Genomic DNA, 25,655 nt, shown 5'->3' with positions numbered 1-25,655 from the left:
CTCAGCCGGCTGAGCGGCTCAGAACGCGGCGACGGCTGGGATGACCTCGCGTCCAATCACCTCCAACGGCGCGAGCTCGTGGACATTCGGCAGGCTGAAGATGAAGTGCTGGATGCCCACGTCCGCAAGCGCACGGCAGGTCGCGATCAGGTCGGCGGCCGTCATGGCGCCGGGCGCCAGGTTGACCACGCCCAGCGCGGTGCGCTCGATGTCGTCGTATGGCCGGCCAACCTCGTCACAGTGCCGTTTCAAGACCTCCAGCTTCTGGCGGATGACTTCCGGCCCGGCGAAGGCGAACAGGTTGCAGGCATCGGCGTACTGGGCGACCAGGCGGAGCGTTTTCTTCTCCCCCGCTCCGCCAATCAGAATCGGCGGGCGCGGTTTGGTCAGCGGCTGTGGGTGGTTGAGGGTCTCGGCCAGCTGGTAGTGTTGACCGGTGTACGGCGCGACTGTTCCCGACCACATCTGTCTGGCGATCTGCAGCGCCTCCTCCAGCTGCTCGAAGCGTTGCTTGAGCGGCGGGAACGGCACGCCCAGCCCGCGCGCTTCGCGCTCGTACCAGCCCGCGCCGATGCCCAGGTAGGCGCGGCCGCCCGAGAGCACGTCGAGCGTCGAGACGGTTTTGACCAGGATGCCGGGGTAGCGGTAGATCACGCCGGTGACCATCGCGCCCAGCCGGGCGTGTTTGGTGACGCCCGCCAGATAGCTCAACGCGCTGTAGGCCTCCAACATCGGTTCCTCGGCCGAACCGACCCCCGCGATCTGGAAGTGGTGATCCATCACCCACAGGCTGGCGAAGCCGGCCTCGTCCGCCGTGCGTCCGATCTCCGCCAGGCGCATACCGAGCGCGTCGGGGTCACCTGGCCAGGTGAAGCTGGGGATCTGTAAGCCGATTTTCATGGTTTGGCTCCTTTAACTCGCTTGCCAGCGTCGTCGCACCGGCTGCCCATCGGCTCCATACACGGTAGAAAAGGCGCTCTCGACACTGAGCTCGAACAGGATGAAGTGCGCATCCCGAGAGAAGGACGTGACAGCATTCGCTACCTGGCGTACGGCTGGGTCTTCTACCAGCGCCGCGCGACCATCAACGCAGAACTCGTACAGCTCCCATGGCTCACTACCGGGATCAGTGACGGGACCATGCAGGACGTAACGGCCATCGCGGCGCAAATCGTCCCCCTTGGGTGAGGTAGGTTCCATGAAGACGAAGAGATGGTCGTCGCCAACGATCGGCCTGACCGGGTGTAAACGCGGCGCGCCATCCGTGCGAATCGTGGCCAGGTACGCCACCTTGTCGTGCAAGCGTTCTTTGCCAAAGGCGGCCAATTCAGGATCGGCCGCTGCGAAGAGATGCCAGCTCATTGTCATATCTCCTTATAGGTTTTTCCTTTGTGACCCGCGCCCGTCAGGGCGGCGACCGGCACCCTTGCGCGCGCACAGTACAACTACCCTCGCCAGGCCAGCGTCACCTGATTGAGCGCCTCGTTCTCCGCTGCTGTCAAGCAGAACGCGAGCGCTCCCGCATTGTCAGCTGCCTGCTTGCCGTTCTTCGCGCCCGGGATGGGCAGGACACGCTCGTTTTCAATCAACCACCGCAATGCCACCTGCGCCGGGCTTTTGGCGTAGCGCTCACCAATCTCACGCAACAGTGCCACAACTGGCGCTAGCGCGTCCAGCCCTCTCCCGCGAAAATACCCCATAAACCGCCGCAACCCCGTGGCCCGCGCCCCCGTTCCATACTTGCCGGTCAGCGCACCGCTCGCCAGCGGTTGGTAGGCGATCAGCGTGATCCCCAGCTCGCGGCAGGCGTCAAGAACGCCGTTTACCTCCACCTGGCGGTGCAACAGCGAATACTCGACCTGGTTGGAGGCCAGTGGAATACCGCGCCTGGCGAGCGCCGCGTGCGCGATCCGCATCTGCTCCGCCGAGTAGTTGCTCACGCCGACCGCCTTGACCTTGCCCGCCGCGACCGCATCCGCCATCAACTCCATCAGTTTCGGGATCGATACTCGGTTGGAGGGGAAGTGATGCTGGTACAGATCCACCCAACTCCGCCCCAGACGCGCCAGACTCGCGTCAAGCGCATGCGGCATATCTTCCGTGCGAGAAAACGGGCTGGGCGGGAACTTAGTGGCGATCAGCACATCCTTGCCGCGCGCCAGCTCGCCCAGACGACGTTCGGAGGCGCCGCCGCTGTACATCGCCGCGGTATCGAATAACGTCACGCCCGCCGCCACGCTCGCCTCGAACGCGCGCTGCTCTTCCTCGCGCCCGTGCGCGCCGCCATAGGCCAGCTTGGCCGGGGACAGGCGGGCCAACCCCGTCGGCTCGCCCCAGGTCATCGCTCCCACGCCAAGGCGGGGTACTTGGAGGGTGCTGCGGCCTAAGGGTGTTGTCAGCTTCATTCCTCCTCCTCAGCGCACCACTTTGACATTGAATAGCCCAGTTCCCAAGGCGCCCCACAGCCGCAGCCAGATCAGCAGCATCTCGGTGCCGCGCGCGGTGCTGATGTCGCCCAGGTCGATCACGTCGCTCCAGCCGAACTCACGCAGGATGTCTATGACATCCGCCTTCGCTTCCGCGTCGTTGCCGCTCATGAATACGCTGTGGTCACCCTGAGCCAGCTGCTGCGGGTGCGCCATCACAAAGGCGTTCATGGTGTTGAGGGTCTTGACCACCTTGATGTTGGGGAAGGCGCGCTGGATCTGCTCGCCCAACGAGTCGGTGTTGACGATGCTCAGTGACGGCGGCATGCCCTGCGAGAAATCCAGCTCTCTGGCGATGTCGATCAAGCACCTTGCCGTCGAGGTTAGCCGCACCAGCCAGGCTGAGCGCCTCCAGCGAGGCCGCGTCGTTCGTCGCGTTGATGACGACCGCGCCGAAGGCAGCGGCGTCGGCAAAGGTGCCGAGGCGGACCCGCGGGTGCTGCTGCTGCCAGATGTTGAAGGGTGGATTGCCGTAGACGTCGGGTTCGGTGCGGGCCAGGGTCTTGGCCACATCGCGGGTGCCGATGGTCACGTCGTGGCCAAGCTCGACCAGGCGGGCGCCGATCGTCCGGCCGACGCTGCCCGAGCCGAGGATACCGAGCTGCATGGCTTGCCTCCTGTGCGATCGCTGTGGTATACTACTAGACAGACCTGTCTATCTTCTGGTCGCTATTATAGAGACAGGTCTGTCTCATGTCAAGGGCAGTTGACCGGTGAGGGAACCATGGTCGACGATCCGCGCTCCGCCCGGCAGAAAATCCTTGCAGTGGCCAGCGAGCGCTTCTACCGCGAGGGGTTCCGCGCAGTCGGGATTGATACGATCATCGCCGAAGCAGGCGTGGCCAAGATGACGCTATACCGGCATTTTCCGTCCAAGGACGATCTGATCGTGGCCTATCTGGAGGAGGCCAATCAGCAGTTCTGGAACTGGTTCGAGGCGGCGCTCGGCCAGGGCAGCCCACGCGAGCAGCTGCTCGCGCTCTTCGAAGGGGTAGGGCAGCTGGCCTTGAGCCCGAGTTGCTACGGCTGCACCTTTCAGCACGCGGCGGCCGATTTTCCCTCGCTGGATCATCCCGGCCATCGGGTGGCGCTGGCGCACAAGCAGGCGGTGCTAGCGCGGCTGGGTGCGCTGGCTGTAGCCGCGGGCGCGCGCGACCCTGACCGTCTAGCGGCGCAGCTGTTGCTGCTGATGGACGGGGCGTTTGTGGCGACGCGGATGTTCGGCCCCGACAGCCACGCGGCGCATGTGGCGCAGGCCGCGGCTGTGCTGATCGCTGCGCAGCTGCCACAGCCGTGAGGCACCGGGTCAGTGCGGCGGTGTGATACCAATGTCGACTCTACGTGCTTGGCAGTCTGTCACAATCGGCGCATTCAGCAACATCGGGTCTTTCGCGGCCTGGCCGCACGCGGCAAGACATCAGTCGACTGGTTTTTTGGCTTCAAGCTGCATCTGCTGTTCAACGACCGTGGTGAGTTGTTGAGCTTCACGCTCACGCCAGGCAATGTCGACGACCGCAAGCCGGTGCCGCAGTTTGCCAAGCGTCTATTTGGCAAGCTGATTGGCGACAAAGGCTATCTGTCACAGCCGCTGCTCAAGCAGTTGCAAGAGCAGTTTGGTATCGAGTTGATCACCGTGCGCCGCAAGAACATGAAAGCGTGTGAGCTTGGGCTGTTTGACAAGCTGCTGTTACGCAAACGAGCGATTGTGGAAACGATCATCGATCAGCTCAAGAACATCTCGCAGATCGAGCACACACGCCATCGTTCGCCAATCAACTTCCTGGTTAATCTGGTGTGCGGGTTAATCGCCTACTGTCATCAGCCCAGAAAGCCATCGTTGCAGCTCAATACGCTGCCGCCCATGATGCTTGCTTAACCCGAACCGACGTTAGATAATCACAGTAATTGAGCCGTGACCACAGCAGATCTATCTGTCCAATGTCTGATGCGTGAGGTGCCACGTATGCCCTACGATACACGCCAGCAATCCGAGGTCAGGTATTATCTCACACTTCTGCAGGATTGCTTTGTGATATGGATGGAAACGATGGACATGGTGCTGCACCAGGGAGAGACTCGCCTGACACATCGGCGTGTTATCGAAGCGATTGAACCAATTGCCATCGCCCAGCGCCTCCTTGGCCAGTATACGGTATCGAACGAGATAATGTTCGCGCACCGGGCAGCACTGGCCTTGCTGCAATCTGCGATGGAGGCACTCCATGCCATTGCATACGGCGCGGGAACGCCGGCTATTCGGGAGGTGAGTGAGCAACTGACCATATTTGAGTATTGTGATGAGCCCCATGATCTAGTCAATTCATCATGTTAGCCTTTTGTTTCCTCAGCGCGGCCACGACGCCGTACAGCAGACCGAGTCAAGACCGCCTATGGAAGGCTCAGGGACCGAAAACCGGATTGGCAGGCGAGATCGGTACTGACCAACTCTTGTTACGTCTTGACCGGACTGCTACGCTCGCGTCCCCGCGCTGAGAAAAGGCTCACATTTGATTCTGTACAGTTTTTGGGGAGCAGGACAGTATGAACTCTGTCGGCTCGCGGAAGTCGTTGGTTTTACTGACATGAAACCCTAAAAGTGGCTCTTACGCAAAGATCGTGCAATGCCCCTGTGGCTGACATGTGACACCTCATTGTAGTGAGGGGTAACAAATCGCTGCACGGAAGTTGCGTAAGAGCCGATTATCCGTGATGACATGCGAATCACAATCAAAAAGCCGCCTCACTTGGAGCAGCTTTTCTTGCGTCGATAATGAATATTGGCTCATGTGTAGTTAGCTTGCGCTAACGGATCGCCGAAACACATGCGACGGATGAGAGCCGCGGTCACCTCCCGCTCTGGGCGTAACTCGTTCGGTTGCGGCCGGCGCGCTTGGACGTGTAGAGTTGAGCATCCGCGTGGGCAAGGAGCTCGGTGAGTGTACTACCGTCGTCCTTGGCGAGGCCGATGCTGACTGTGACCCGTAGTCTGGGATGGATGTCGGACCAGTTGTGCTGCTCGACCGTTGTGCGCAGGCGCTCGCAGATGCTGTAGGCGTCGTCAATATTGGTCGATGGCAGCAGCAGAACGACCTCCTCGCCGCCGTAGCGGCTGATGAGGTCGGTGCTCCGCATTGCGCGCGTGATGAGCTCGGCCAGCCGCTGGAGCACCAGGTCACCCACCTGGTGGCCCAGCCGATCGTTGATCTGCTTAAAGTGATCGACATCAATCATTGCGGCACAGAGGTCGCTCTGGTAGCGCTGGGCGTAGCGCAGCAGGCGTCCCCCCTCCTCGCTGAGATAGCGCCGGTTGTGGAGGCCAGTGAGCGGGTCGCGCAGACTGCTTGCCCGTAGGGTAACTTGGAGCTGCTCAAGCTCCTGGATGTAGTGCTGGAGCTCGGCATTGCGCTGTCGCTCGGCCTCGGCGGCGCGGCGGGCGGTCTCGACCTGATGGATGACATCGAGCGAGCGCATCTTCTGTTCGCTGGCTTCGATGAAGGTGCGCTCGCGGGTAGCGGCATATGCTCGATAGTGGCTGAGGGCGGCGCGGTAGTCGCCGAGCCGCTCGTGGCAGTCAGCGAGGGCGGCGTGGCAGTCCGCGAGCAATTCATACTGGCCGGAAGGGGCAATCAGCGCAAGGGCGTCCTGGAACAGCGCAAGAGCGCCCGTGTTGTCGCCGATGGCTGTCAGGTGGAGTCCCTGGCAGAACTGCACATGCGCCATCAGCTCGGGGCAGTGGTGCGCGGCCAGGGCGCGCGCCTCATCCAAGAGGCCCTGAGCCTCACTGTGAAGCCCGAGCGCCGAGGCCGCCTCGGCCTTGAGCGTGGCGATATGGATGGTCAGGTAGAGCCTCATGCCCTGCGTGCCGCTGGCGCCCAGGATCTCAAGCGCCTGGCCGGCATAGCTGGCAGCGAGCTTTCGCTCGCCAGCGTGCTGGTGGATATTGGCCATGTTGTAGAGGACCAGCGCCTCGTTCTCAGCGTCGTCGCTTGCACGGAACATCGTGCGGGCTTGGGCGAGGGTCGCCAGCCCGCGACGGGGATCGACAGCAGCCTGGAGCAGGCCGAGGTCGTGGTAGCCGAGTGCCTCGTACGTGCAGTCGCCGAGCTCGTAGCTTAGCCGAATTTGCTGGTCGAGATAGGTGCGGCTGGTATCGCGCTCGCCGAGATCGAAGTGGATGATTGCGAGGGTATTGTAGAGCCGGGGTAGCCAGGGATCGGTCGGATTCACCTCAAGGATGGCCAGCGCCTCCAGACCGGCGGCGGCGGCCTGCTCGTACCGCCGCTCGCGGTAGTCAAGGTAGCTGAGGACGACCTTGGCTAACGCGGCGGCACGCAGATCAACATCTGCGCTGGACAGCAGGGCCTCGCTTGCCGAGCGGACGGCGGCCCGGTCGCTGTTGCGCAGCGTCCACGCCTCCTCGACAGTGCTGATTGCGGGAACCCCCACGTGAGCCTCCCTCGCTGCGGAGCTACTCCCCGCGCTGGTGATTCATCGATCGACTGGGCTGATAATGGGCATCAAGACCGCATTACTGGTGATGACGAGAAGTAACGTCTTGAAAAACCGTGGATGGGCTCAGAGGTAGTGCATTGCCTCGACCCCACTTCTGCGCGGCATGATGAGATCTATCACGAGCATGTGGGCATCCCAGTGTTCTGCGACGGCCAGCGCTTCGATTCCGTCACCCGCCTCACGCACATAAAAACGATCTCAATGTGTAAGAGCCGTCGCAGAAAGGTGCAGATACCTGGTTGAGTATCCACGACTAAGATCCGAAAGGGTGCCATCAGATCCCTGCTTCACATATCCGCTGCCATACCGTATCAAGTATAGGGAAGCATCAGCACAGTTGGATTACCACGGCGGTGGTACGACGGAATCCGAGCGACATAAAATCAATCTCATACGACGTGGTTGAACACCTGGGTTCGTGGTTGCATGACCATCTACGATGCCACATCTGATAATAATGCGCGCACGACTTGATCCAGTTCATCCAACGTAAAAGGTTTCACGAGGAAGACATCAATGCCCGCAGCAAGAGCAGCCACTTCTAATGCATTGGTGGGTGAAGCGGTGATGAGCGCGGTGCGCACAGTAGGCGAGGCTGCTTTAAGCGCCGTGATAATGCTCAAGCCGAGAGTGTAAGAGAAGATCGCACTCTTATCTCAAGCGTGATTCCCCACGGCTCAATGCTGCCTGGTCATAACTCGTCCCGCTCTGACTCACCCGCGGCGCCCAGCCACAAAAGGCCTTAGGGCGTGGGATTTCAACCACGTTCTAAAACGGTATCTACCACTCAACCTCCTTATGCTCACCTACTGTGTGGCCAGCAAGCAGCGTCAGTCGTTAGCCAAAAGTGGCTAACACTCTGGGTGGGCTGGAAAACAGATGCTGAGCAGGGCGATAATCATCGCGTTGTTGGCTGCCGCTGCTCTACGCAGCGGTTATGTTGCCTGCCTCCGAGCGAGGGATTCACGTTGCGCCCTCCCCTCGACAAGCTCCGCTAGTTCAATCAAATCTTCAAGGTGGTGTGCCCGTGAGCTATCCTGAGGGTTGCTGCGGTCACGAACGATGTACCCTGCTCCATCAGAAATGACCTCATACCCGTGCGTTGCCAGGCTGTCAATCGCTTGCTGTTCACGCTCGTGCATGTCTCACTCCCTTCTTGCTCGCCATATCGATGCAAGAGGAGCAGCAGGGCGAGTGCCATTGAGCGAGCATAAAGGAGCACATTGCAACGAAATTATGTCTTCAAGACGCTTACAGCGCGCGAGACGTTTGCGGAAGCAGACAGTCAGACCTAGGATTCTGGCACGGATACGCGCGTTTCCGTCTAGGCCCTATCCGCCCGCAATCTATCACCCTACAAGGCATAGCATTATGCCCCGCTACCAGCTGCGCCGATGATCGCGGCTGTGCTCCTACGGTTCGCATGGCATACGACGACCCTTTGTCGATGGTCTTGGCTCATTATAAGGCGAACATTGACAGAAGCGACGGCGAGCACACTGCCGATCGTGGGCAGTGAGGAGCACTGCCTGTATGTGCCACGCGACAGCCCTCGGCACACTGAGCCGATCGTGAGATGCAGGAGACCGTGGGCGGTGAGGACCGGGCGGTGGAGCGGCCTACTCCCTTTTGCCGCCCGGTATGTTCACCCGCACCTGAGAATCGCTTTCGGCGCGGTGGTACTCGTACAGCAGCACCGCACGTGCCAGCCGCAGATGGAAACACCTCACTGAACAATCACTTTCCATCCGCAATGGACAAAACTGTTCAAAGATCATTAGACTTATAACCTGATGGCGATTAGATCTTTCTGTTCGTGGTTGCACCGGTCGTCTCTCTTACTCGTAGCATGGCGTCTCAGAAGGAGGTGCCATGAAAACCGACAGCGAGGTACACCTGATGCTCCGCGAACGCAAGAATGGCAAGACGTTAGAACAAGCAGCTGCCCGGGCTGGCATGAGTGTCCCGACCGCCCGCAAGTATGTGCGAACTGCAAAGCTTCCTAGCGCGCTCAAACAACCGCGCACCTACCGCACCCGTGCCAATCCTTTTGCGACTGACTGGCCGTGGGTCGAACAGCACCTCAAGCGCGACCCGGCCTTGCAGGCCAAGACGCTGTTCGGCTTGTTGTGCGAACAAGCACCAGAGCGCTACTCCGAGGGTCAGTTGCGTACCTTTCAGCGCCATGTCGCGAGTTGGCGTGCGCTCCACGGCCCCGAGCGTGAGGTCATCTTCGAGCAGGTCCACCAGCCCGGTCGTCTGGCACAGTCTGACTTTACCCATATGGATGACTTGAGCATCACGCTCGCCGACGTTCCATTTCCGCACCTGCTGTTTCATTTGGTCTTGACGTACTCCAATGTCGAGGCGGTCACTATCTGCTTTTCCGAGAGTTTTGAGGCGCTGGCCGAGGGCCTCGAAACCTGCTTCTGGCAGATTGGTGGCGTCCCACAGCAGCACCGTACCGACAATCTCTCGGCTGCGGTTCGCGCGATTGGGCCTTCTCACCAGCGCGATTGGACTGAGTCCTATGCCGCGCTGATGGCCCACTATGGCATGACCCCGACGGCGAACACACCTGGCGAAGCGCACGAGAACGGCGATGTCGAGCAAGCCCATTTCCGCTTCAAGCAGGCGGTCGACCAGGCTTTACGCGTGCGTGGCAGCCGCGACTTTGCCGACCGAGCCGCCTACGCGATCTGGCTCCAAGAGCTGATACGCCGGCGCAACCAGACTCGGGCTGCGCGCTGGAACGACGAGTTGCCAACCCTTCGACCACTGCCAAAAACGCCACTGCATCCCTGCCGCGAAGTGCACGTGGTCGTCAGCCGTTTCAGCACCATTCGCGTGCTCCACAATACCTATTCGGTGCCGTCTCGACTGATTGGGACGACCTTGACGGTGCGTATTCGTGCTGAGGTGCTCGAACTGTATGTCGGCACGAGTTGCACACTCACGCTGCCGCGCCTGCACGGCCGCTATGGGGCGCGGATCGACTACCGCCATGTAATCTGGTCACTCGTACGCAAGCCGGGTGCTTTTGTACAGTATCGCTTCCGTGATGAACTGTTTCCGACACTGGCCTTCCGCACGCTGTATGACACGCTCGCAGAGAAGGCGCCTGCTCGTGCCGACCGTGAGTACCTACGTATTTTGCATCTGGCCGCTTCAACGAGTGAAGTGGATGTCGAGACAGCGGTGAAGTTGCTCGTCGAGAGCCAGACGCTTCCGACATTCGATGCAGTACGTGAGTTGGTGCGAGCGAGCACCGTGCCAGCCCTGCCACCGCTCAAGCCAGCTGACCTCGACTTCCACGTCTACGACGCGCTGCTGGCGTCGAGGTGTGCGAATGGCTAATCGACATCAGGAGTTGGCGCAACTCCTGCGGGCGCTGCAACTCAGCCATAGTGCCAGCGGCTTTGATGAACTGGCGATGCGGGCGGCTCGCGAAGGGTTGACCCACGAAGCCTTTCTGTATGAACTGGCCCAGCAGGAAGTCGCCTACCGTCAGCAGCGTCGTCTGGAACGTCTCCTGCGCGAGTCCCAGTTACCGCGCGAAAAAACCTTTCAGCGGCTGGAGTTGAACTTGTTTGGCCCACTGTTGACCCAGCAGATTGAACGACTGCGCAGTGGAGCGTTTGTAGAGCAGGCGGTCAACGTGATTGCAGTCGGCAAACCGGGCACCGGCAAGAGTCACGTTGCGGCTGCACTTGGGCACACACTCGTGAGCCAAGGACAGTCTGTCTATTGGAGCAGTACCGCTGCGCTGGTGCAGCGACTACTGGCGGCGAAACGTGACTTGCGGCTGCCGCGCGAACTGGCACGACTGGACCGCTATGTCTGTGTGATTCTGGACGATATTGGCTATGTGCAACACGACCGCGACGAAATGGAGGTGATGTTCACGTTTCTAGCCGAGCGCTATGAACGCCGCAGCGTAATACTGACCACGAATTTAGTCTTTTCAGAATGGAACCGGATCTTCAAGGATCCGATGACGACGATGGCGGCAATTGACCGAGTGGTACACCATTCGGTCATCCTGGATATGATGAGTCTCGACAGCTACCGAGCGAAACAGGCGGGTGCCGAGCATGGAGCCGCCAAATCGTCGAAGCCAACGACACGTACAAATACGAGTGAGCCACAATCGAGTTGACGTTGGCAAGGGTCGAACAACCCAGAACAGAAAGTTCTAATTGTCGTTGGGTGCGATAGCTAATTGTCGCTTGACACAAAACCTCCACATCACTTCCAAGAAAGCTATACATACCAGGACTCTCGAACCGTTCAGCCAGCTCGCTCGGCGAGCGCCGGGGTGTGGTGTTTGCTCGGCCGAACGGCTGCACGATTTTCATAGACCCTAGCCCTACATCGGCATTCCCACCAATAGGGATGTGCAGACAATCGACTAGACGCGCGCACTGTACGATCTGCTGAACTTGGGCATTCTGGAGCAAATGTGGACGGCCGGCGGTGGCGTGGTGGCGAGGCGACACTAAGCCGCGTAGAACGTCAACGGCCGCCCTGCTCCCGACAGGGAGCAGGGCGGCGCACATACCGCTGCCAACCATGCGACACGCCCCTGATTCAATCCGATGCGAGGCGCAGTCAAGTCTTGGCACAGGTTTTGCACTGCAAGCAGGCAGATAGATGCACTCATAGGTTGTGCGGAGATGGATGGTATGTTGCTGCTTGTGAAGGGAAACGGGGGGCAAGGACTGGCTGCGCATGTTCCAGATAGCACTGGGTCTCCCCTGTGCAAGACCAGCCTCAAACTCGCTGACTGGCATATTGAAGATCGTTCTGAATGTGGTCGCGTTATATGCTACCACTGCAAGCGGCTTCAAGGGAAAACTCGCGCAGTTGGCCAGGACTCATCGCAGTGCTGATAAACGTCCTGGCACAGTGACTCCGGAGTGATTTCAGGAGTTTTGTGCTGCTCCAGCGGGGATAAGGAGGGGCAGCAGTGGTCCTCGAATGAGACATCAGGCGTACTGCGTGATACTGTATGCGCTACGCCTGACGTACGATGAAATGCCCATCAGTTACTAATTGCCGGCGCCTTGCGAATGTACGCGCCGTTCTGTAGCTGATCGAGCATAAAACCAGCCATGTCGGCGCGATTGATCTGCATCCCCATGCCATTGCCAACGTAGCCAACCTTGATTAGGCCGGTCTTGGGGCCATCGATCAAGCGCGGTACTCGTACGATCGTCCAGTCATGCTCGGAAGCGCGGACGACGTCGACCGCGCCCTTCATATCTTCGTAGACATTGCGCGCGAGCAGCTTGAGCAGCAAGTTGATGGCTTTGTTGGATAGTTTGGGCGTATCGTTCGGGTCGCCCACTCCCGCGCCAGCGGAAATAATCAGGCGCCGAACGCCATGTTTCTGCATAGCAGCGAGTATATGTCGCATGCCCTTGCTGACCTCGAATGTTGGCTCGTTGCTGGTCGGGCCGAGCACGCTGATAACTGCCTCTGACCCTGCGACGGTCTTTTCGACAGCGGAAGGATCCTGCACGTCTCCTCCGATGACTACGAGCCGCTCGTGCTTAGGAAGCTTCGCGGGAGTACGCGCAAGCGCCGTGATAGAATGTCCCGCCGCCAATGCTTGCTCGACGACGTGTCGGCCTGTGCGGCCTGTGCCACCAAAGACCGCAATGTTCATACTGTTCCTCTTTCTCTATTGGCCAGTCGTTATATATGGCCCAAAAGAAGCGGCATAGCCAGCTTCTTGAGACGTCGCCTTAGCGTTCTTTGGCTGCCCGCAGCACCCAGCGTAGCTGCTCGGCGACGTTCCGTAGTGGGTCGCCGGTGTGGTGGACTCGGCTGAGGACGATGCCGCCCTCGATCGCCGCAGTGATGAATGTCGCCAGCTCGTGCGCCTGCGCGAAGCCGCTTTCCACGAGCTTGGCCTCGAACGCCCCTTGCAAACGGGTGTATGCAGCGCGGCAGGCCTGGTTCAGCCGCTCGTTGGTCGTCGCTGTCTCCATGGCCACCGTCATCAGTGGGCCACCGCTGCGAAAACCAGATACCTCCACGAAGTGGGCAATGTTGGCCACAAATGCCGGTATTGCGTTGGCTGCATCCCCATCTGCCAGCCCGGCGCGGATGCGCTCTGCGACAGTGCGGCCAGCTCGCTCGATCGCCGCCTCGGCGATCTCGTCCTTGCCGTCGGGGAAGTAGTAGTACAGCGAGCCTTTTGGCGCCCTACTCTCCTTCACAATCTGGTTGAGACCAGTGCCGTGAAACCCCTGGCTTTCCAGGAGCTCGCAGGTAGCGTCGATGATCTGATCCTTGGTCGTGCTCATCGAGCCGCTTCCTCCAGCACGATCTCTATATACCTCGTGCCGCTCGCCGAAGCAGGGGCATCGCCCTGTATATCTGCGGCCACGCCCATGCGCTGAGCCATTGCTTCGCCGTGTTTCTCGATGAGCAGGCGTACAAGGTCGGTGATGCGCGCACGGTCGTGGAGCAGCTGGGCTCTGCCGCGTACGGTTCTCCCACGCAGCCGCACCCCGACGGTCGCGCCATCGCGGAAATTGTTCGACCAGGCGCCGTGGCTGAACACAAAGAGGTGATTGCCGCGCTCTACATAGCCCACTGGTATCGTGTAGCGCTTGCCGCTCTTACGGCCTTGGAATATCAGCACCATAAGCGATCGGCTGACTAATGTGTGCAGCGGCGACCGCAAGAGAAAGATCAGCACCGGGTTTGCGAGCGTGTAAGCAACTTTGGGCAATGGGGGACCAGTGCGAGCTTTGGTGTCTTCTATTGTCATTTCATCACCAAGCTTCTTATTATTACACTCGATAGTTCAATAAAAGCTGGTAGAATTATAATGACTGGTCTATATACTGTCAAGGCAATTTGAAGGTCATGGTGATGAGCGTTCCAATCCTTATTACGGGTGCACTCGGGCAGGTTGGCGCCGAGGTTGTACGGCTGCTGGAGCGCGACGGGCAGCCAGTTCGCGCGGCCGTACGCGCTCCCGTAGCCAACCGGGGTGCAGGGAATCACACTGTGGATATCGTGCAGTTCGATTTCACTATGCCCAAGACATACGGTCCCGCTTTCGAGGGGGTCGAGCGAATGTTCCTGATGCGCCCGCCGGCGATCGTCGATGTCCGGCGCCACATCTTTCCCGCGCTCGACGCGGCGAAGCAGGCAGGTGTCCGTCAGGTGGTCTTTCTGTCGCTGATCGGCGTGGAAAAGAACAAGATCCTCCCGCATTACAAGATCGAGCAGCACATCCTGCACTCGGGCCTGGAGTACACTTTTCTACGGCCCAGCTTCTTCATGCAGAACCTGAGCAGCACCCATCGCGAGGAGATCCGCGATCGAAGCGAAATCTTCGTGCCGGCCGGCAGTGGCAAAACCAGTTTCATCGACGTGCGTGATATTGCCGCCGTAGCTGCGCGTGCGCTGACTGAAGAAGGGCACAGGCACAAGATCTACGAGCTGACGGGAGATACTGCGCTTGACTACGGCACGGTGGCGGCCCAGCTCTCCGAGGTTCTGGGACGGCAGATTACCTACCGTTGCCCATCGCTACGTCAGTTCATCCGCCAGCAGACTGCGCAAGGAACGCCAATGTCTTTTGTGCTTGTGATGGCTGCTATCTACACCACGGCACGCCTCGGTCTCGCGGGGCGCGTCACCAGCGACATCCGGGAGCGGCTTGGCCGCGCCCCGATCGCATTCCATCAGTTCGCGGAAGATTACGCGTCTTTCTGGCAGCCCATAGTAGGCGTATCCGCTGTGGGATCGCCAGCCAAGTAACACGGTGACGTAACTCAGGTTTCTGCGAGGCCCTGAAGGATTGCCAGAGTCTCCAAGCCGCCTTATTCGCCTATGTCGGTGTCGTGGCCTTCGATCAGCGCGCCGCAGCACCTTGCCCGGTAAGCGAATGCGCCAGCACCAGCGGCTGCGTGAGCAGGGAGCAGCACAAGCCGCGATCGTCGTCGCGGCACACTGTGCCTGCAGTGCGGTATTTCTCGGCGGGCTTCCACAATTAGAGTCCGAATCTGGCGAGGTGCTGCGGTGAACAAGCAATACTAGCAGCTTTGCTGGTGCTGAGTCATGGCAGAGGATATATTAACGTCAGTTCGGGATAAGGAAAACTCGATTTTCGGCTTTATAATGCGTAATGGCATCAGGTCGACAAAAAAGGAACCGTTCAATCGCGCCGGTTTATCCTATCCGAGCCCGATTCTCGCTCATCATCTACGCTCGCATAGCGATTAGCATTGGCGAAAAACGTTCTCTGAAGGAATATTCCCGTTACCCGTGCGGTTCGCTTATCCCGAACTGACGTTATATTAGCTGAGGAAGCCGGCCTTCTCGGAAACGCCAGTATTCGTACCTCTCCCTACATCACCACATCTCCAAGCGGCACACCGAATCCACTGCCGCACGGAGTCATCGGCGGCGAGCCGCTCCTACTCGATGCGCCGATGCTCGCCGCTGTTCTCGTGTGTCTCGCATGGTACGAAGGTGTGACACGGCGTTCCGTGGATCGGGCGGATCAGGTCTTCCTCAGTTTAGTCCTTGTTGTTACTATTGAGCTGGCGTTTCGGACGAAACACCCCTGCAGGGTGCTGGGAGCTAAGTTACTGAAGCGGCACTATACGCGTGGAAGCCAATAGTGGCGTTGTGTCTCCACCAAAAAACGGCAGGGTGATTTGGGTAGTACGGCTATCAATGAACACCTCTGGCGCGTATAGCCTGGTATCAGCACGAAGCAGCAATCACCTCAAACCTAGGCCACACAGCTTCGGGTTAGTGAACGACGGACGGGGAGCATTCCCGGCTATTTCTGCCTGCGCGGGCCGAGATTGCGGCCCAGACGGTGATCAGTAGAAACATCAGCAGTGTCACGGCGTTCAGGACACCGCCCCAGCGGCGGAGCGCGCCAATCCCAGCCAGATCGCCCGCCACGCGCAGCGCCAGCGATAGGTGCAACAGCGCCAGGTGCACATAGAAGGCGCGACTGAACCGCAGTGATAGGCCCAGCACGGCTGGAAGAATGATCGGGGCGTGACCAAAAATCATCGCGAATGTGAAGCCGACAAAGGCCATGTGGAGCATGGCATCATAGATCGGGCCGGCAGGCGTGAAGCCATAGATGATCGCTGTCAATCCGTTCAGGCCAAGCCAGCCATAGCCTGAGAGAAGACAGACAGCGATGTAGCGGGTGAGCCCGCCCTTGCGGATAGTGCGACGTGCAATGTCGTACTGCAGCAGCCACCCGGCGAGCCCCAGCGCACCAGCGCCTGCTATTCGGGTGCCGAGATCTGGTGCCGCCAACGTGGCGCCTGTTCCAACAACCAATAGCGCCGCCAGCGCCATGAAGCGATACTCGATATTTGCGGGAAGCTGCCGTAGGCGGCCGAGTTCGAGGCGCTCGCCGGCAATCGTGAGTACCAAGAACAGCGACCACCAGAATACGACAAGAGAGAACGGCCGACCGATCATCCAGAGCAGATTACCAACCAGCAGTGCCAGCGTGCCCGCAGCCATACACACGCTGTGCTTGCCTGCGTGGATGCGCAGTACCACCACAAAGACGAACGCGAGCACCAGGCTGCCGAGCACAAACAGGAGTGGGCCGAGGCGGCCAGGCACTCCCAATATCAGAACGACGCTGCCAAGGCCATTCAGGAGCGGCGCGGCATACGGCCAGCGCCGCCGCAGCGCAACCGCGCGCTCGATGCTGATGACTGTGCCGAGCGCCCCGGCGATCATTAGCGGACCATGCGCGCCAGCCAGCGCCGGCTGGGGCATTGGTATGCGCCACCCAATCCGATTGAGGCCAGCGTCGAGACCAGCTGCCAGCGCCAGCATGGCTAGCACCATGAGCGGCCAGCGATAGCGTGTATCCAGACCCATAGTTCGGCTCCTTGCCAGAATAACTGAAACCAGTACGAGCACAGTATATGGCGTAAGAGCAACGCAGGCAGCGATATTTGTCTCTTGTGAGACCGGCGCGAAGGCAGCATAACGTCGTGCTCTCGCGACCTCAACGGTGACGGCGGTATAGATTATGCTGAATTCGCTTGAGATTCCCTTATACGTAGGAGCACATCCTTGGTATAATTGACATGAGACCAACAAACTGGCCAGGTTGATATGTTAGGATCCTCCTACCAGGAGGAAGACATGAAAACCAACCAGCATACGGCCGAACAGATCATCAAGATCCTTGAGCAAGCCGAGAAGGGTGAGCAGACGATTGCAGCCGTGTGTCGCGAGCATGGGATTGCTGAGAATACCTTTTATCGCTGGCGCAAAGCCTACGGCGGCATGTCGGTCAATGAGGCCCAGCGGCTCAAAGAACTGGAGAAAGAGAACGCGCGCCTCAAGCGATTGCTGGCCGAGCGCGTGCTTGAACTTGATCTGTTCAAAGAGTTGCTCTCAAAAAAGGGCTGACGATGGCCGAGCGACGTGAGGCAGTGCAGTTCTTCGTCGCCGGCGGCGTGTCGGTGCAACGGGCCTGTGCATTGGTGCACATCTATCGCTCGACTTTCCGCTACGCCGCACATCCGACCGACGACACCCAGTTGCTGACCCAAATGCAGGCCTTGGCTACCCAGCATCCGCGCTACGGCTATCGCCGGATCAACGCCCTGCTAAATCGGAGCGAGAAGGTCAACCACAAGCGAGTGCGCCGATTGTGGCGGCTCCATCGTTTGCAAGTACATCGTGTCGTGCGCAAACGCACGCGCCGCACGTGCCCAGAGCGCTTGCAAGCCGCATATCCTGGCCATATTTGGGCCTATGATTTTGTCGAGGATGCCTTGGCCGATGGTACACCGCTTCGGATCTTGACCGTGATGGACGAGTTCACCCGCGAAGGGCTGGCGCTTGATGTGGCAGTGACAACATCGGCTGAACGAGTGATTGGTGTGCTGACGGCTTTGGTTGGGCAGCATGGACCACCGGCGTATCTGCGCAGTGACAATGGTGCAGAATTTGTAGCGATAGCCGTGCAGGCGTGGCTGGCGCAGTACGGTATTCAGACGCTGTACATCGAGCCAGGCAAGCCGTGGCAGAATGGAAAGGAGGAACGCTTCAACGGGACGGTGCGCGACGAGTGCTTGAATCTGCATGTGTTCACCTCGCTCGTTGAGGCATCGGTTCGGCTTGGCGCGTACCGGCGCCACTACAACACTGAGCGACCGCACAGCCAGCTCGACTATCTCACGCCACTGGAATTCAAAGCGACCTGGCTCGAAGGCCGAACAAAAGTGCAGGATCCCTAACATTGGGACTTGACCAGTTCTTGGGTCTCATGTCATAATCGTGGGCATACGATTCCAGTCTTCACCATACTCACTTATTGTGTGCGCTCTCAGCTGTAGCGTGCCATCACACTAATCTCTGTGTACGCCTCGTATGGCGAGCTCTCTCGCACGCCAGCTTGGCTCTACATTGTGTCACTAGAAAGGGTTCTATGACGCGACGCGCCTTTCCTGCAACCGTGCTCGCGATAGTCTCGGCACTCCTGCTCGTGCTGCTAATCTTCCTTGGCTCGCGCGGATTCAGAGACTTCGACTCGGCGCTGATTGGCTATGCCGTGGCGACGGTGTTTGCCATTGCGGCGATCGTCTATCGCTACACGCTCTGGATCACGCGCCCGCCAACTTGGCGCTACTTCAAAGGCGGCTGGGTCAACTTCCTTTCCTGGCGCAACTTCCGCCGCTACACCACCCTCATCCCACTGGCCTGGTGGCACGATATCTTCGGTCAGACCTTCATCCTCAAGCGCAGCCTGGCGCGCTGGGTCGCGCATATGTCGATCTTCTGGGGAGTCATGCTCTCGCTGGCGATCACCCTGCCACTGACCTTCGGTTGGCTGCGCTTCACACTCGTGCCGCCGGATCAGTACCAGCTGTGGTTCTTCGGCCTGCCGGTCTTCCAGTTTCCAATTGAGGCCGGCACCGGCTTTGCGCTGTTCCACGGGCTGGATTTCACGGCGCTGCTGCTAATTCTCGGTGTCGGCATGGCGCTATGGCGGCGCATCAACGATGTCGGGCTGCTCACCACTCAGCGCTTCGGCTTCGACCTCATGCCGCTCATCCTGCTGTTCGCGATCGCCGTGACTGGGCTGGCGCTGACCGCCTCCTCGCTGTGGTGGGAGGGCAGGTTCTACTGGTTTCTCTCACTAACCCATCAGGTCGCAGTGGTGGCCTGGCTGATCTCGATCCCGTTCGGCAAGTTCTTCCATATCGTCCAGCGGCCAGCCAGTATCGGTGTCACACTGTATCAGACCGTCAACCAGGATGTCGAGCACTACGCCGCCCAGCCGCAGACCGGCCGCTGCAAGCGCTGCGGCCAGGCGCTGCCATCGCAGCAGTTCGTCGACGACCTGAAGTCCACGCTCCACGAGCTGCACCAGAACTACGACCTGGGTGGCGAGCGCGGCTGGCTGCAGGATTACTGCCCGACCTGCAAGCGTGTACTACGTGGCCAGGCGTACTACCAGCTGATGGGTAAGCGATTCTTGTGACTTGCCTTACGCGGGCTATTGCGTAATGTATCGATGCGCCTGCGGCAGCAAGGTACTAGATCATCTTCTGTGTGCAGGGTAAATAAAAGGCAAGCGACATGAGCGTTAACAAAGACTTCTTCCACGACCGCGACACCAACGCCGACTTTCAGCGTGCCGGGCGGTCGGAGAGTGGCTGGGAAAAGGCCGACAGGCTGCCCGATCTGCTCGTCCCCACCCACTGCTGCTTCTGCGGCGTGCAGTGCGGCATGTATTTGCGCGTGAGCGACGGACAGGTCACTGGCGTCGAGCCGCGCGACTTCCCGCACAACCGCGGCTCGCTGTGCCCCAAGGGCGTCGTCGCCTACCAGCAGGTCAACCACCCCGACCGACTGACCTACCCGATGATCAGGCGCGGCGGCAAGGGCGGCAGGCTGGAGCGTGCGAGCTGGGACGAGGCGCTCGACTACATCGCGCAGCGCTGGCAGGCCATCCAGCAGCAGCACGGTCGCGACGCGGTCTCGGTCTACAGCGGCTCGTCGATGACCAACGAGAAGTGCTACCTGATGGGCAAGTTCGCGCGGGTCGGGCTGGGCACGCGCCATATCGACTACAACGGCCGCCTGTGCATGTCGTCCGCCGCAGCGGCCTACACCAAGGCATTCGGGCTCGACCGCGCGCCGATCCCGATGACCGACATCCCGCTGGCCGACTGCATGCTCGTGGTCGGCGCGAACGTGGCCGAGTGCTTCCCGGTGGCGATGCAGTGGCTGTGGCGCGCGCGCGACCGCGGTGCCCGCCTGATCGTGATCGACCCGCGCGAGACGCCGACCGCGCGTACGGCCGACCTGTGGCTGCCGGTGCGTCCCGGCACCGACATCGCGGTGCTGAACGCCATGCTGCGCCAGGTGATCCACGATGGCCTGGCCGACGAGGCGTATATCGCGGCCCGCACCGTCGGCTGGGAGGGCGTGCGCGCGACGGTCGAGCCGTATACGCCCGAAATGGCTGAGCGGATCGCGGGCGTGCCGGCCGAGCGGATCGTGGCGGCAGCGCGGCTGTACGGGCGCTCCGCCACCTCGCTGATCATGCACGCGCGCGGCATCGAGCACAGCACCCACGGCGTGAACAACGTGCTGGCCTGCATCAACCTGGCGCTATCTCGCGGGCAGGTTGGCAAGCCTGGCGGCGGCACGATCATGCTGACCGGCCAGGGCAATGGCCAGGGTGGGCGCGAGATGGGCCAGAAGGCCAACCAGCTGCCCGGCTATCGCCACATCGACGTGCTGGAGGAGCGCCAGTATATCGCCGATGTCTGGGGTATCCCCGAGCCGGAGCTGCCGCAGGAGGGCGCCGCGGCGACCGAGCAGGTGCGTTTGATGGCGGACGGCACGATCAAAAGCTGCCTGGTGATCTGCTCGAACCTGATGGTCTCGCTGCCGGACAATGCGGTTGTTCAGCGCGCGCTGCAACATCTCGACCCGCTGGTGGTGATCGATTTCTTCATGTCCGAGACGGCCGAGCTGGCCGACGTGGTGCTGCCCGGCTCAGTCTGGTGCGAGGACGAGGGCACCACCACCAACCTGGAAGGTCGGGTGCTCAAGATCAACCGCGCCGCCGACCCGCCTGGCGAAGCACGGCTCGATGTCGACATCGTCTGTGACCTGGCGGCGAGAATGGGCCGCGGGCAGTTCTTCCCCTACCGCTCCAGCCGCGAGATCTGGGAAGAGCTGCGTGTCGCGTCGAAGGGCGGCCTATCGGACTACTCCGGCATCACCTGGGAGAAGATCGACGCCCAGGGCGGTGTGTTCTGGCCCTGCCCGTCGGAAGATCACCTCGGCACGCCGCGCTTGTTTGCCGAGCGCTTCGCGCACCCCGACGGCAAGGCACGCTTCAACACGGTAGACTATACGCCGGCGGCCGAAGAGCCGGGCGGCGACTTCCCATTCCGCCTGACGACTGGGCGGGTGGTGTACCACTACCTGAGCGGTAACCAGACCCGCCGGCTGGGTTTTCTGCAAAGCCAGGCGCCCGAGCCATGGGTCGAGATTCACCCACAGGCGGCCGCCCGGCTCGGCATCGAACAGAACGCGCGCGTGCGCGTGCGGACACCGCGCGGCGAGATGGAGCTCAAAGCACTGGTTTCGCCGACGATCCGCCCGGACACGCTGTTCATCCCGTTCCACTATGGCCATCGCGAGGCGGTCAACCAGCTCACCAATGCAGCCGTCGACCCGACGGTGAAGATCCCCGAGTACAAGGTCTGCGCGGCAGCTGTGGAGCGGTTGGACGCAGATGATGACAGCACCGGCGAGGGGCCGCATGTGAACTTCACGCCCGCCAGCGCGCCCAAGATGTTCCCGTATGCCCAGGGCGAGGGCCAGGCGCCACAGGAGGAAGAAGGCAAGCGCTACTAGATTGCAGATTGTCGATTGCGAAGGCTAATCTGCAATCTGCAATCGACAATCTGCAATAGGGAGTTGTCTTTGGCTGGCAAAACACTTTTTGTCGACCCATCGCGCTGCATCGGCTGCCGGGCCTGCGAGGCGGCCTGCCGCGAGTGCGACTCGCATAAGGGCGAGAGCATGGTGATGGTCGACTTTATCGACCGCTCGTGGAGCGTTGCCACCCAGCCGACCGTCTGCATGCACTGTGCCGATCCGGTCGCGCCGTGCGCGCAGGTCTGCCCAGTGATGGCGATCCAGATCACGCCTGACGGCGTGGTGCAGATGGCCGATGCCTCACGCTGCATCGGCTGCCGCAACTGTGTCTACGCCTGCCCGTTCGGCGTGCCAAAGATCGACGCCGAGGCCCGGCTGATGAAGAAGTGCAACCTGTGTTATGACCGTACCTCGCAGGATCTCAAGCCCTGGTGCGCGCAGGCCTGCCCGACCCAGGCGCTGTGGTATGGCGACTACGAGGAGTTCGCCAATCATCGCCGCGGCCACGCCGCCAATGTGACAATCCTCGGCGAGCAGGAGATCCGCACCAAGGTCTACCATGTGCTGCCCGAAAATCAAACCGGGCTGGATGTCGGCGCGCTGCTGCGCCAGGCGCAGGCCGAGTTGGGCCAGGCTACTGGCACGCGCGAGGAGGCATGGGTGCTATGACAGACGCACACTACGACGATGCCGTCCCGGCCGAACGCGTGCCCGAGAGCGGCCAGATCAAGCGCTGGCGGGCCGAGTTTCCCTACCACTGGGACGCCGACGACCTGGTGTCACGCCGGCGCTTCCTGCAGTTCACGGTGTACACCTCGGGGGCGCTGTTCAGCGGCACGGCGCTGCTGGCGCTGCTGGGCCTGCTGAGGCAGCCGGAACAAAGCGAGGCGCAGCCGGTGGCGCGCGCGGCGGATGTACTGGAGGGCCAGCCGTACTACTTCACCTATCCTTCATCCGACGACCAGGCGGTGCTGCTGCGCCTGCCCGGCGACCAGTTCGTGGCCTATAGCCAACGCTGCACGCACCTGTCGTGCGCGGTGTACTACCAGGCCGAGCGCGGGCGGCTGTTCTGCCCCTGCCACGAGGGCGTGTTCGATCCTCAGACCGGCGAGCCGGTTGCTGGGCCGCCACAGCGCCGGCTGCCGCGCATTCGGCTGCGCCAGGATGGTGATATGCTGGTGGCGGAAGGAGTTGAGCCATGACACTGCCGACACGCGACGAGCCGGCGTTTGTCGGCCGCATGCGCTCAAATGAGGCCGTGAGCCAGCCGCCGCCACCCGGGCAGATGTCCCTGATCCTGGCGGGGCTAACGATCGGCTTGCTGCTGCTGGGCATCCAGCTCTGGCTGCTGACGATTGCGCTGGATTTGTATCTGGCCGGCGCGGGCGCGAAGATCTGGCAGCTGGCGCTCCTCTCGGGCGCGATCTTCCTGGGTGGGTTGCTGATGCTGCGGTTGCTGGGCCGCCGGGCACGCGTGCGCCGCGCCGGCAAGCCAAGCTAAAAACCAACAAGACGCCAAGGACGCCACCAAAGAGCAGTGTACGTTTGGTGCCTTTGCCGTCTTGACGGCTGGCGCTGCCGCTGGAGTGTTCGCCCAGATAATCTGAGCAGGAGGGAAGGCATGACAACCGACCATCCAATCTCATCGACCCGCGCGCTCGCGCTGAGTACGCTGGCGTTTGGGGTCGCCTTTGCGGCCTGGTCGCTCTTGTCGCCGCTTGCAACTGGCGTCCAGCGCGATCTGGCGCTGAGCGATGTTCAGACCAGCGTGCTGATCGCGGTGCCGGTCATTCTCGGGTCGCTGCTGCGGCTGCCGCTGGGGATCTTGACCGACCGCTACGGCGGGCGGCGTGTGTTTACCGGGCTGCTCATCCTGGTGCTCCCGGCGCTATTCATCCTGTCCCAGGCCACCTCATACACGTCGCTGCTGATCGGCGGGCTGTGGCTGGGATTGGGCGGCGCCAGTTTTGCGGTCGGCGTGCCGTTCGTTTCGCGCTACTACCCGTCCGAGCGCCAGGGCTTTGCGCTCGGTGTGTACGGTGCCGGCAACATCGGCACAGCGATTGCCGCGCGGCTCGCGCCGCAGATCGCCGCCGCCTGGGGGCGGCCGGCGGTGTTTTATGTCTTTGCCGCAATGATTGTCGCGATGGCACTGATCTTCTGGCTGCTCGCCCGCGACGCCCCCGCGCCGGCTGGCGCACCACGTCCCTCGCTCGCGAATAGCATGGCGGTGCTGCAAAGCGAGCGGCTAGCCTGGCTGTTCAGCCTGTTCTACTTCGTGACGTTTGGTGGGTTTGTTGCGTTCTCGCTCTACCTGCCCAAGCTGCTGATCGACTTGTACAAAATCACGCCGATCGACGCCGGAAATCGCGTGCTGGTGTTTGTGGTGCTCGCAACGCTGGCGCGCCCAACCGGCGGCTGGCTCTCCGATCGGTGGGGTGCGGCGCGAGTACTTCGGGTGGTGTTTGGGATGATCGCGCTTATGGCGCTCATCCTGACGGTGACAACCGCACTGATCCCCTTGACGATCGCCTGCCTGGTGTCCTCCATGTTTCTGGGCCTAGGCAGCGGCGCGGTGTTCAAGCTGGTGCCAGAACATTTCGCGGGCCGCACCGGAACGGTGACTGGAATCGTCGGTGCGGCGGGTGGGCTGGGTGGCTTCTTCCCGCCGCTTATTCTGGGCGCTGTGCGGCAGGCGTTTGGCAGCTATACGATCGGCTTTGCACTCCTTGCACTCACGAGCCTGCTGTGTTTTGTGCTTAATCAGCGCGTCTTGCTAACGAAGCGAAGTGGCAATCCGCTCCGCCATACGAAGCTAGAAACGTGATCAGCGCGCTCGGGTATGCATGAAGCCGTACACAGGACACGTTTCTTGATCTATCTACTGCTCGGCAGCCACACCGATCGATGATTGCCAACACAGATGATAGCTCTGCGGCGAAGCGAGATACTGTGGGAGGCATGCTGATCAACACGGTCGAGAAGGCCTGGGCGCTGCGCAACAGCGACCGGGCCGCCGCCCGCTCGGCGAGCGAGATCCTGCTGACGAGCGCAGATGCCGATCCGCGCGCCACTGCACTGGCCAAGGTGGTGCTAAGCTACCTTGACTACCGCGAGCGGCGCTATGCGCCTTGTTCAGCGACATGGTATTGTGGAACCCGTATAGCCTCACAGAAGAATCTTACCCAGCGAAAAGGTTACGCCTCACCAAAAAGCGGCTCTCCCTCAAAGATCGTGCTATTTCTCGACACAAAATAGTTGCAGTGCGCATACTGGGCATCACGGAGCAGTGCTTTGTCCGGCTAGATTCACATCGTAAGACCTTGAGCACGGAAGATGATATTGGTGGCGAATCCCCTAGTATGCCGATCAAGCCGTCATCTGATAGAGCTGAGCAAAAGGTGAACGTGACGTTTTCGCCTTCGGCTCCTCCGCCAGCCAGCGTAGGATGCGCACCACATTCATAGTGGCGATGATCGGCCAAGGCCGCGATCCCAGCAGCGCGCTAGGCGGCGCACCATTCCATCAGGCTGGAGCGAGCGCAGCCGGTAATCTCGACATCTGAGGCACGGTGTAGCCGATGCCATACAGGCGAACCGCTTGTAAACGCGTGCGCTGGGCGCCATCGCGGCTGGCGTGATAGGCGGCGAGTAAGGCAGATGCAGCCGCGTCGCCGAGTTTGAAGATTCGATGTGTCATAGCACCCATTGTACGCCGTTTATC

General features: G+C 60.9%; 24 protein-coding genes and 2 pseudogenes. 15 read left to right on the top strand and 11 right to left on the bottom strand.

The window, feature by feature from the left end; genetic code table 11:
* Nucleotides 1–18 precede the first annotated feature (18 nt).
* From M1P90_RS36635 to M1P90_RS36620, 4 genes and pseudogenes are all read right to left on the bottom strand, one after another.
* Nucleotides 19–900, bottom strand: a complete 882-nt coding sequence (locus tag M1P90_RS36635) for an LLM class F420-dependent oxidoreductase (protein WP_483704818.1) — start codon at nucleotides 898–900, stop codon at nucleotides 19–21.
* Nucleotides 901–912: 12 nt separating this feature from the next.
* A complete protein-coding gene (locus M1P90_RS36630; RefSeq protein ID WP_483704816.1) occupies nucleotides 913–1,362 on the bottom strand; it encodes a pyridoxamine 5'-phosphate oxidase family protein in 450 nt (149 codons plus the stop codon).
* Nucleotides 1,363–1,445: 83 nt separating this feature from the next.
* Complete coding sequence (locus tag M1P90_RS36625) at nucleotides 1,446–2,405, bottom strand: aldo/keto reductase (protein WP_483704814.1); 960 nt, start codon at nucleotides 2,403–2,405, stop codon at nucleotides 1,446–1,448.
* Nucleotides 2,406–2,414: 9 nt separating this feature from the next.
* A pseudogene (locus M1P90_RS36620) lies at nucleotides 2,415–3,093 on the bottom strand (NADPH-dependent F420 reductase).
* A 117-nt stretch (nucleotides 3,094–3,210) separates the two neighbouring features.
* On the opposite strand from M1P90_RS36620, the gene M1P90_RS36615 reads away from it, so the two are divergent.
* The 3 genes and pseudogenes from M1P90_RS36615 to M1P90_RS36605 all read left to right on the top strand — a co-directional run bounded on the left by M1P90_RS36615 (nucleotide 3,211) and on the right by M1P90_RS36605 (nucleotide 4,818).
* Nucleotides 3,211–3,783, top strand: coding sequence for a TetR/AcrR family transcriptional regulator (locus M1P90_RS36615; RefSeq protein WP_483704812.1), 573 nt, complete (start codon nucleotides 3,211–3,213; stop codon nucleotides 3,781–3,783).
* A pseudogene (locus M1P90_RS36610) lies at nucleotides 3,779–4,362 on the top strand (IS982 family transposase); the annotation flags it as partial. The gene M1P90_RS36615 and the pseudogene M1P90_RS36610, both read left to right, overlap by 5 nt.
* Nucleotides 4,363–4,449: 87 nt before the next feature.
* Complete coding sequence (locus tag M1P90_RS36605) at nucleotides 4,450–4,818, top strand: hypothetical protein (RefSeq protein ID WP_483704810.1); 369 nt, start codon at nucleotides 4,450–4,452, stop codon at nucleotides 4,816–4,818.
* A 512-nt stretch (nucleotides 4,819–5,330) separates the two neighbouring features.
* On the opposite strand, the gene M1P90_RS36600 is transcribed toward M1P90_RS36605, so the two are convergent.
* Nucleotides 5,331–6,932 carry a GGDEF domain-containing protein gene (locus tag M1P90_RS36600; protein WP_483706071.1) on the bottom strand — a complete coding sequence of 534 codons (1,602 nt, stop codon included), beginning with the start codon at nucleotides 6,930–6,932 and terminating at the stop codon, nucleotides 5,331–5,333.
* Between the two features lie 500 nt (nucleotides 6,933–7,432).
* On the bottom strand, nucleotides 7,433–7,582 hold the full coding sequence (locus tag M1P90_RS36595) for a hypothetical protein (protein ID WP_483706069.1): 150 nt from the start codon (nucleotides 7,580–7,582) through the stop codon (nucleotides 7,433–7,435).
* A gap of 1,288 nt (nucleotides 7,583–8,870) precedes the next feature.
* Here M1P90_RS36595 and istA point away from each other — a divergent pair.
* Together istA and istB are read left to right on the top strand one after the other, a co-directional pair.
* Nucleotides 8,871–10,355, top strand: coding sequence for an IS21 family transposase (istA, locus tag M1P90_RS36590; protein WP_483705065.1), 1,485 nt, complete (start codon nucleotides 8,871–8,873; stop codon nucleotides 10,353–10,355).
* On the top strand, nucleotides 10,348–11,157 hold the full coding sequence (istB, locus tag M1P90_RS36585) for an IS21-like element helper ATPase IstB (protein ID WP_483705487.1): 810 nt from the start codon (nucleotides 10,348–10,350) through the stop codon (nucleotides 11,155–11,157). The genes istA and istB overlap by 8 nt, the downstream gene beginning before the upstream one ends.
* Before the next feature lie 885 nt (nucleotides 11,158–12,042).
* Here istB and M1P90_RS36580 read toward each other — a convergent pair.
* The 3 genes from M1P90_RS36580 to M1P90_RS36570 all read right to left on the bottom strand — a co-directional run bounded on the left by M1P90_RS36580 (nucleotide 12,043) and on the right by M1P90_RS36570 (nucleotide 13,782).
* Complete coding sequence (locus M1P90_RS36580; protein ID WP_483706067.1) at nucleotides 12,043–12,669, bottom strand: NAD(P)-dependent oxidoreductase; 627 nt, start codon at nucleotides 12,667–12,669, stop codon at nucleotides 12,043–12,045.
* A 79-nt stretch (nucleotides 12,670–12,748) separates the two neighbouring features.
* A complete protein-coding gene (locus M1P90_RS36575; RefSeq protein WP_483706065.1) occupies nucleotides 12,749–13,312 on the bottom strand; it encodes a TetR/AcrR family transcriptional regulator in 564 nt (187 codons plus the stop codon).
* Entirely contained in the window at nucleotides 13,309–13,782 is a 474-nt protein-coding gene (locus M1P90_RS36570) for a nitroreductase/quinone reductase family protein (protein WP_483706063.1), read from the bottom strand. The genes M1P90_RS36575 and M1P90_RS36570 overlap by 4 nt, the downstream gene beginning before the upstream one ends.
* 104 nt (nucleotides 13,783–13,886) lie before the next feature.
* Between M1P90_RS36570 and M1P90_RS36565 the strand changes: the two genes are divergently transcribed.
* Nucleotides 13,887–14,783 (top strand): SDR family oxidoreductase, encoded by an 897-nt coding sequence (locus M1P90_RS36565; RefSeq protein ID WP_483706061.1) that lies wholly within the window; start codon nucleotides 13,887–13,889, stop codon nucleotides 14,781–14,783.
* 999 nt (nucleotides 14,784–15,782) lie between these two features.
* Here the strand turns inward: M1P90_RS36565 and M1P90_RS36560 are convergent.
* The gene (locus M1P90_RS36560) at nucleotides 15,783–16,892 is read right to left on the bottom strand and encodes a hypothetical protein (protein WP_483706059.1); all 1,110 of its coding nucleotides are present in this window, start codon (nucleotides 16,890–16,892) and stop codon (nucleotides 15,783–15,785) included.
* A gap of 270 nt (nucleotides 16,893–17,162) precedes the next feature.
* Between M1P90_RS36560 and tnpA the strand changes: the two genes are divergently transcribed.
* From tnpA to M1P90_RS36515, 9 genes are all read left to right on the top strand, one after another.
* Nucleotides 17,163–17,432, top strand: a complete 270-nt coding sequence (gene tnpA / locus M1P90_RS36555; RefSeq protein WP_483706057.1) for an IS66 family insertion sequence element accessory protein TnpA — start codon at nucleotides 17,163–17,165, stop codon at nucleotides 17,430–17,432.
* 2 nt (nucleotides 17,433–17,434) lie between these two features.
* Nucleotides 17,435–18,265, top strand: a complete 831-nt coding sequence (locus M1P90_RS36550) for an IS3 family transposase (protein ID WP_483706055.1) — start codon at nucleotides 17,435–17,437, stop codon at nucleotides 18,263–18,265.
* 191 nt (nucleotides 18,266–18,456) lie between these two features.
* Nucleotides 18,457–19,512 carry a hypothetical protein gene (locus M1P90_RS36545; RefSeq protein ID WP_483706053.1) on the top strand — a complete coding sequence of 352 codons (1,056 nt, stop codon included), beginning with the start codon at nucleotides 18,457–18,459 and terminating at the stop codon, nucleotides 19,510–19,512.
* A 98-nt stretch (nucleotides 19,513–19,610) separates the two neighbouring features.
* Entirely contained in the window at nucleotides 19,611–21,908 is a 2,298-nt protein-coding gene (locus tag M1P90_RS36540) for a molybdopterin oxidoreductase family protein (RefSeq protein ID WP_483706051.1), read from the top strand.
* Between the two features lie 69 nt (nucleotides 21,909–21,977).
* Entirely contained in the window at nucleotides 21,978–22,601 is a 624-nt protein-coding gene (locus M1P90_RS36535) for a 4Fe-4S dicluster domain-containing protein (RefSeq protein ID WP_483706049.1), read from the top strand.
* Entirely contained in the window at nucleotides 22,598–23,134 is a 537-nt protein-coding gene (locus tag M1P90_RS36530; protein ID WP_483706047.1) for a QcrA and Rieske domain-containing protein, read from the top strand. The genes M1P90_RS36535 and M1P90_RS36530 overlap by 4 nt, the downstream gene beginning before the upstream one ends.
* Entirely contained in the window at nucleotides 23,131–23,433 is a 303-nt protein-coding gene (locus M1P90_RS36525; RefSeq protein ID WP_483706045.1) for a DUF6755 family protein, read from the top strand. The genes M1P90_RS36530 and M1P90_RS36525 overlap by 4 nt, the downstream gene beginning before the upstream one ends.
* A gap of 120 nt (nucleotides 23,434–23,553) precedes the next feature.
* Nucleotides 23,554–24,759 carry an MFS transporter gene (locus tag M1P90_RS36520; protein ID WP_483706043.1) on the top strand — a complete coding sequence of 402 codons (1,206 nt, stop codon included), beginning with the start codon at nucleotides 23,554–23,556 and terminating at the stop codon, nucleotides 24,757–24,759.
* Nucleotides 24,760–24,893: 134 nt separating this feature from the next.
* A complete protein-coding gene (locus tag M1P90_RS36515) occupies nucleotides 24,894–25,190 on the top strand; it encodes a hypothetical protein (RefSeq protein ID WP_483706041.1) in 297 nt (98 codons plus the stop codon).
* 267 nt (nucleotides 25,191–25,457) lie between these two features.
* Here M1P90_RS36515 and M1P90_RS36510 read toward each other — a convergent pair whose 3' ends face one another.
* Nucleotides 25,458–25,631 carry a hypothetical protein gene (locus M1P90_RS36510; RefSeq protein ID WP_483706039.1) on the bottom strand — a complete coding sequence of 58 codons (174 nt, stop codon included), beginning with the start codon at nucleotides 25,629–25,631 and terminating at the stop codon, nucleotides 25,458–25,460.
* Nucleotides 25,632–25,655 lie beyond the last annotated feature (24 nt).

The organism is Kouleothrix sp. 19917 (genome assembly GCF_057073505.1).
Note: the sequence above shows the minus strand (reverse complement) of the source record. Positions and strands in the feature narration are given on the sequence as shown.

Bases quoted from the DNA above. Each gene is read 5' to 3' on its own strand.
- M1P90_RS36575 (WP_483706065.1), bottom strand. From the start codon at position 13,312: ATGAGCACGACCAAGGATCAGATCATCGACGCTACCTGCGAGCTCCTG.
- M1P90_RS36635 (WP_483704818.1), bottom strand. From the start codon at position 900: ATGAAAATCGGCTTACAGATCCCCAGCTTCACCTGGCCAGGTGACCCC.
- M1P90_RS36605 (WP_483704810.1), top strand. From the start codon at position 4,450: ATGCCCTACGATACACGCCAGCAATCCGAGGTCAGGTATTATCTCACA.
- M1P90_RS36580 (WP_483706067.1), bottom strand. From the start codon at position 12,669: ATGAACATTGCGGTCTTTGGTGGCACAGGCCGCACAGGCCGACACGTC.
- M1P90_RS36515 (WP_483706041.1), top strand. From the start codon at position 24,894: ATGCTGATCAACACGGTCGAGAAGGCCTGGGCGCTGCGCAACAGCGAC.
- istB (WP_483705487.1), top strand. From the start codon at position 10,348: ATGGCTAATCGACATCAGGAGTTGGCGCAACTCCTGCGGGCGCTGCAA.
- M1P90_RS36615 (WP_483704812.1), top strand. From the start codon at position 3,211: ATGGTCGACGATCCGCGCTCCGCCCGGCAGAAAATCCTTGCAGTGGCC.
- M1P90_RS36530 (WP_483706047.1), top strand. From the start codon at position 22,598: ATGACAGACGCACACTACGACGATGCCGTCCCGGCCGAACGCGTGCCC.
- M1P90_RS36565 (WP_483706061.1), top strand. From the start codon at position 13,887: ATGAGCGTTCCAATCCTTATTACGGGTGCACTCGGGCAGGTTGGCGCC.
- M1P90_RS36545 (WP_483706053.1), top strand. From the start codon at position 18,457: ATGACGCGACGCGCCTTTCCTGCAACCGTGCTCGCGATAGTCTCGGCA.
- M1P90_RS36525 (WP_483706045.1), top strand. From the start codon at position 23,131: ATGACACTGCCGACACGCGACGAGCCGGCGTTTGTCGGCCGCATGCGC.
- tnpA (WP_483706057.1), top strand. From the start codon at position 17,163: ATGAAAACCAACCAGCATACGGCCGAACAGATCATCAAGATCCTTGAG.
- M1P90_RS36625 (WP_483704814.1), bottom strand. From the start codon at position 2,405: ATGAAGCTGACAACACCCTTAGGCCGCAGCACCCTCCAAGTACCCCGC.
- M1P90_RS36570 (WP_483706063.1), bottom strand. From the start codon at position 13,782: ATGACAATAGAAGACACCAAAGCTCGCACTGGTCCCCCATTGCCCAAA.
- M1P90_RS36510 (WP_483706039.1), bottom strand. From the start codon at position 25,631: ATGACACATCGAATCTTCAAACTCGGCGACGCGGCTGCATCTGCCTTA.
- M1P90_RS36560 (WP_483706059.1), bottom strand. From the start codon at position 16,892: ATGGGTCTGGATACACGCTATCGCTGGCCGCTCATGGTGCTAGCCATG.
- M1P90_RS36520 (WP_483706043.1), top strand. From the start codon at position 23,554: ATGACAACCGACCATCCAATCTCATCGACCCGCGCGCTCGCGCTGAGT.
- M1P90_RS36550 (WP_483706055.1), top strand. From the start codon at position 17,435: ATGGCCGAGCGACGTGAGGCAGTGCAGTTCTTCGTCGCCGGCGGCGTG.
- M1P90_RS36630 (WP_483704816.1), bottom strand. From the start codon at position 1,362: ATGAGCTGGCATCTCTTCGCAGCGGCCGATCCTGAATTGGCCGCCTTT.
- M1P90_RS36540 (WP_483706051.1), top strand. From the start codon at position 19,611: ATGAGCGTTAACAAAGACTTCTTCCACGACCGCGACACCAACGCCGAC.
- istA (WP_483705065.1), top strand. From the start codon at position 8,871: ATGAAAACCGACAGCGAGGTACACCTGATGCTCCGCGAACGCAAGAAT.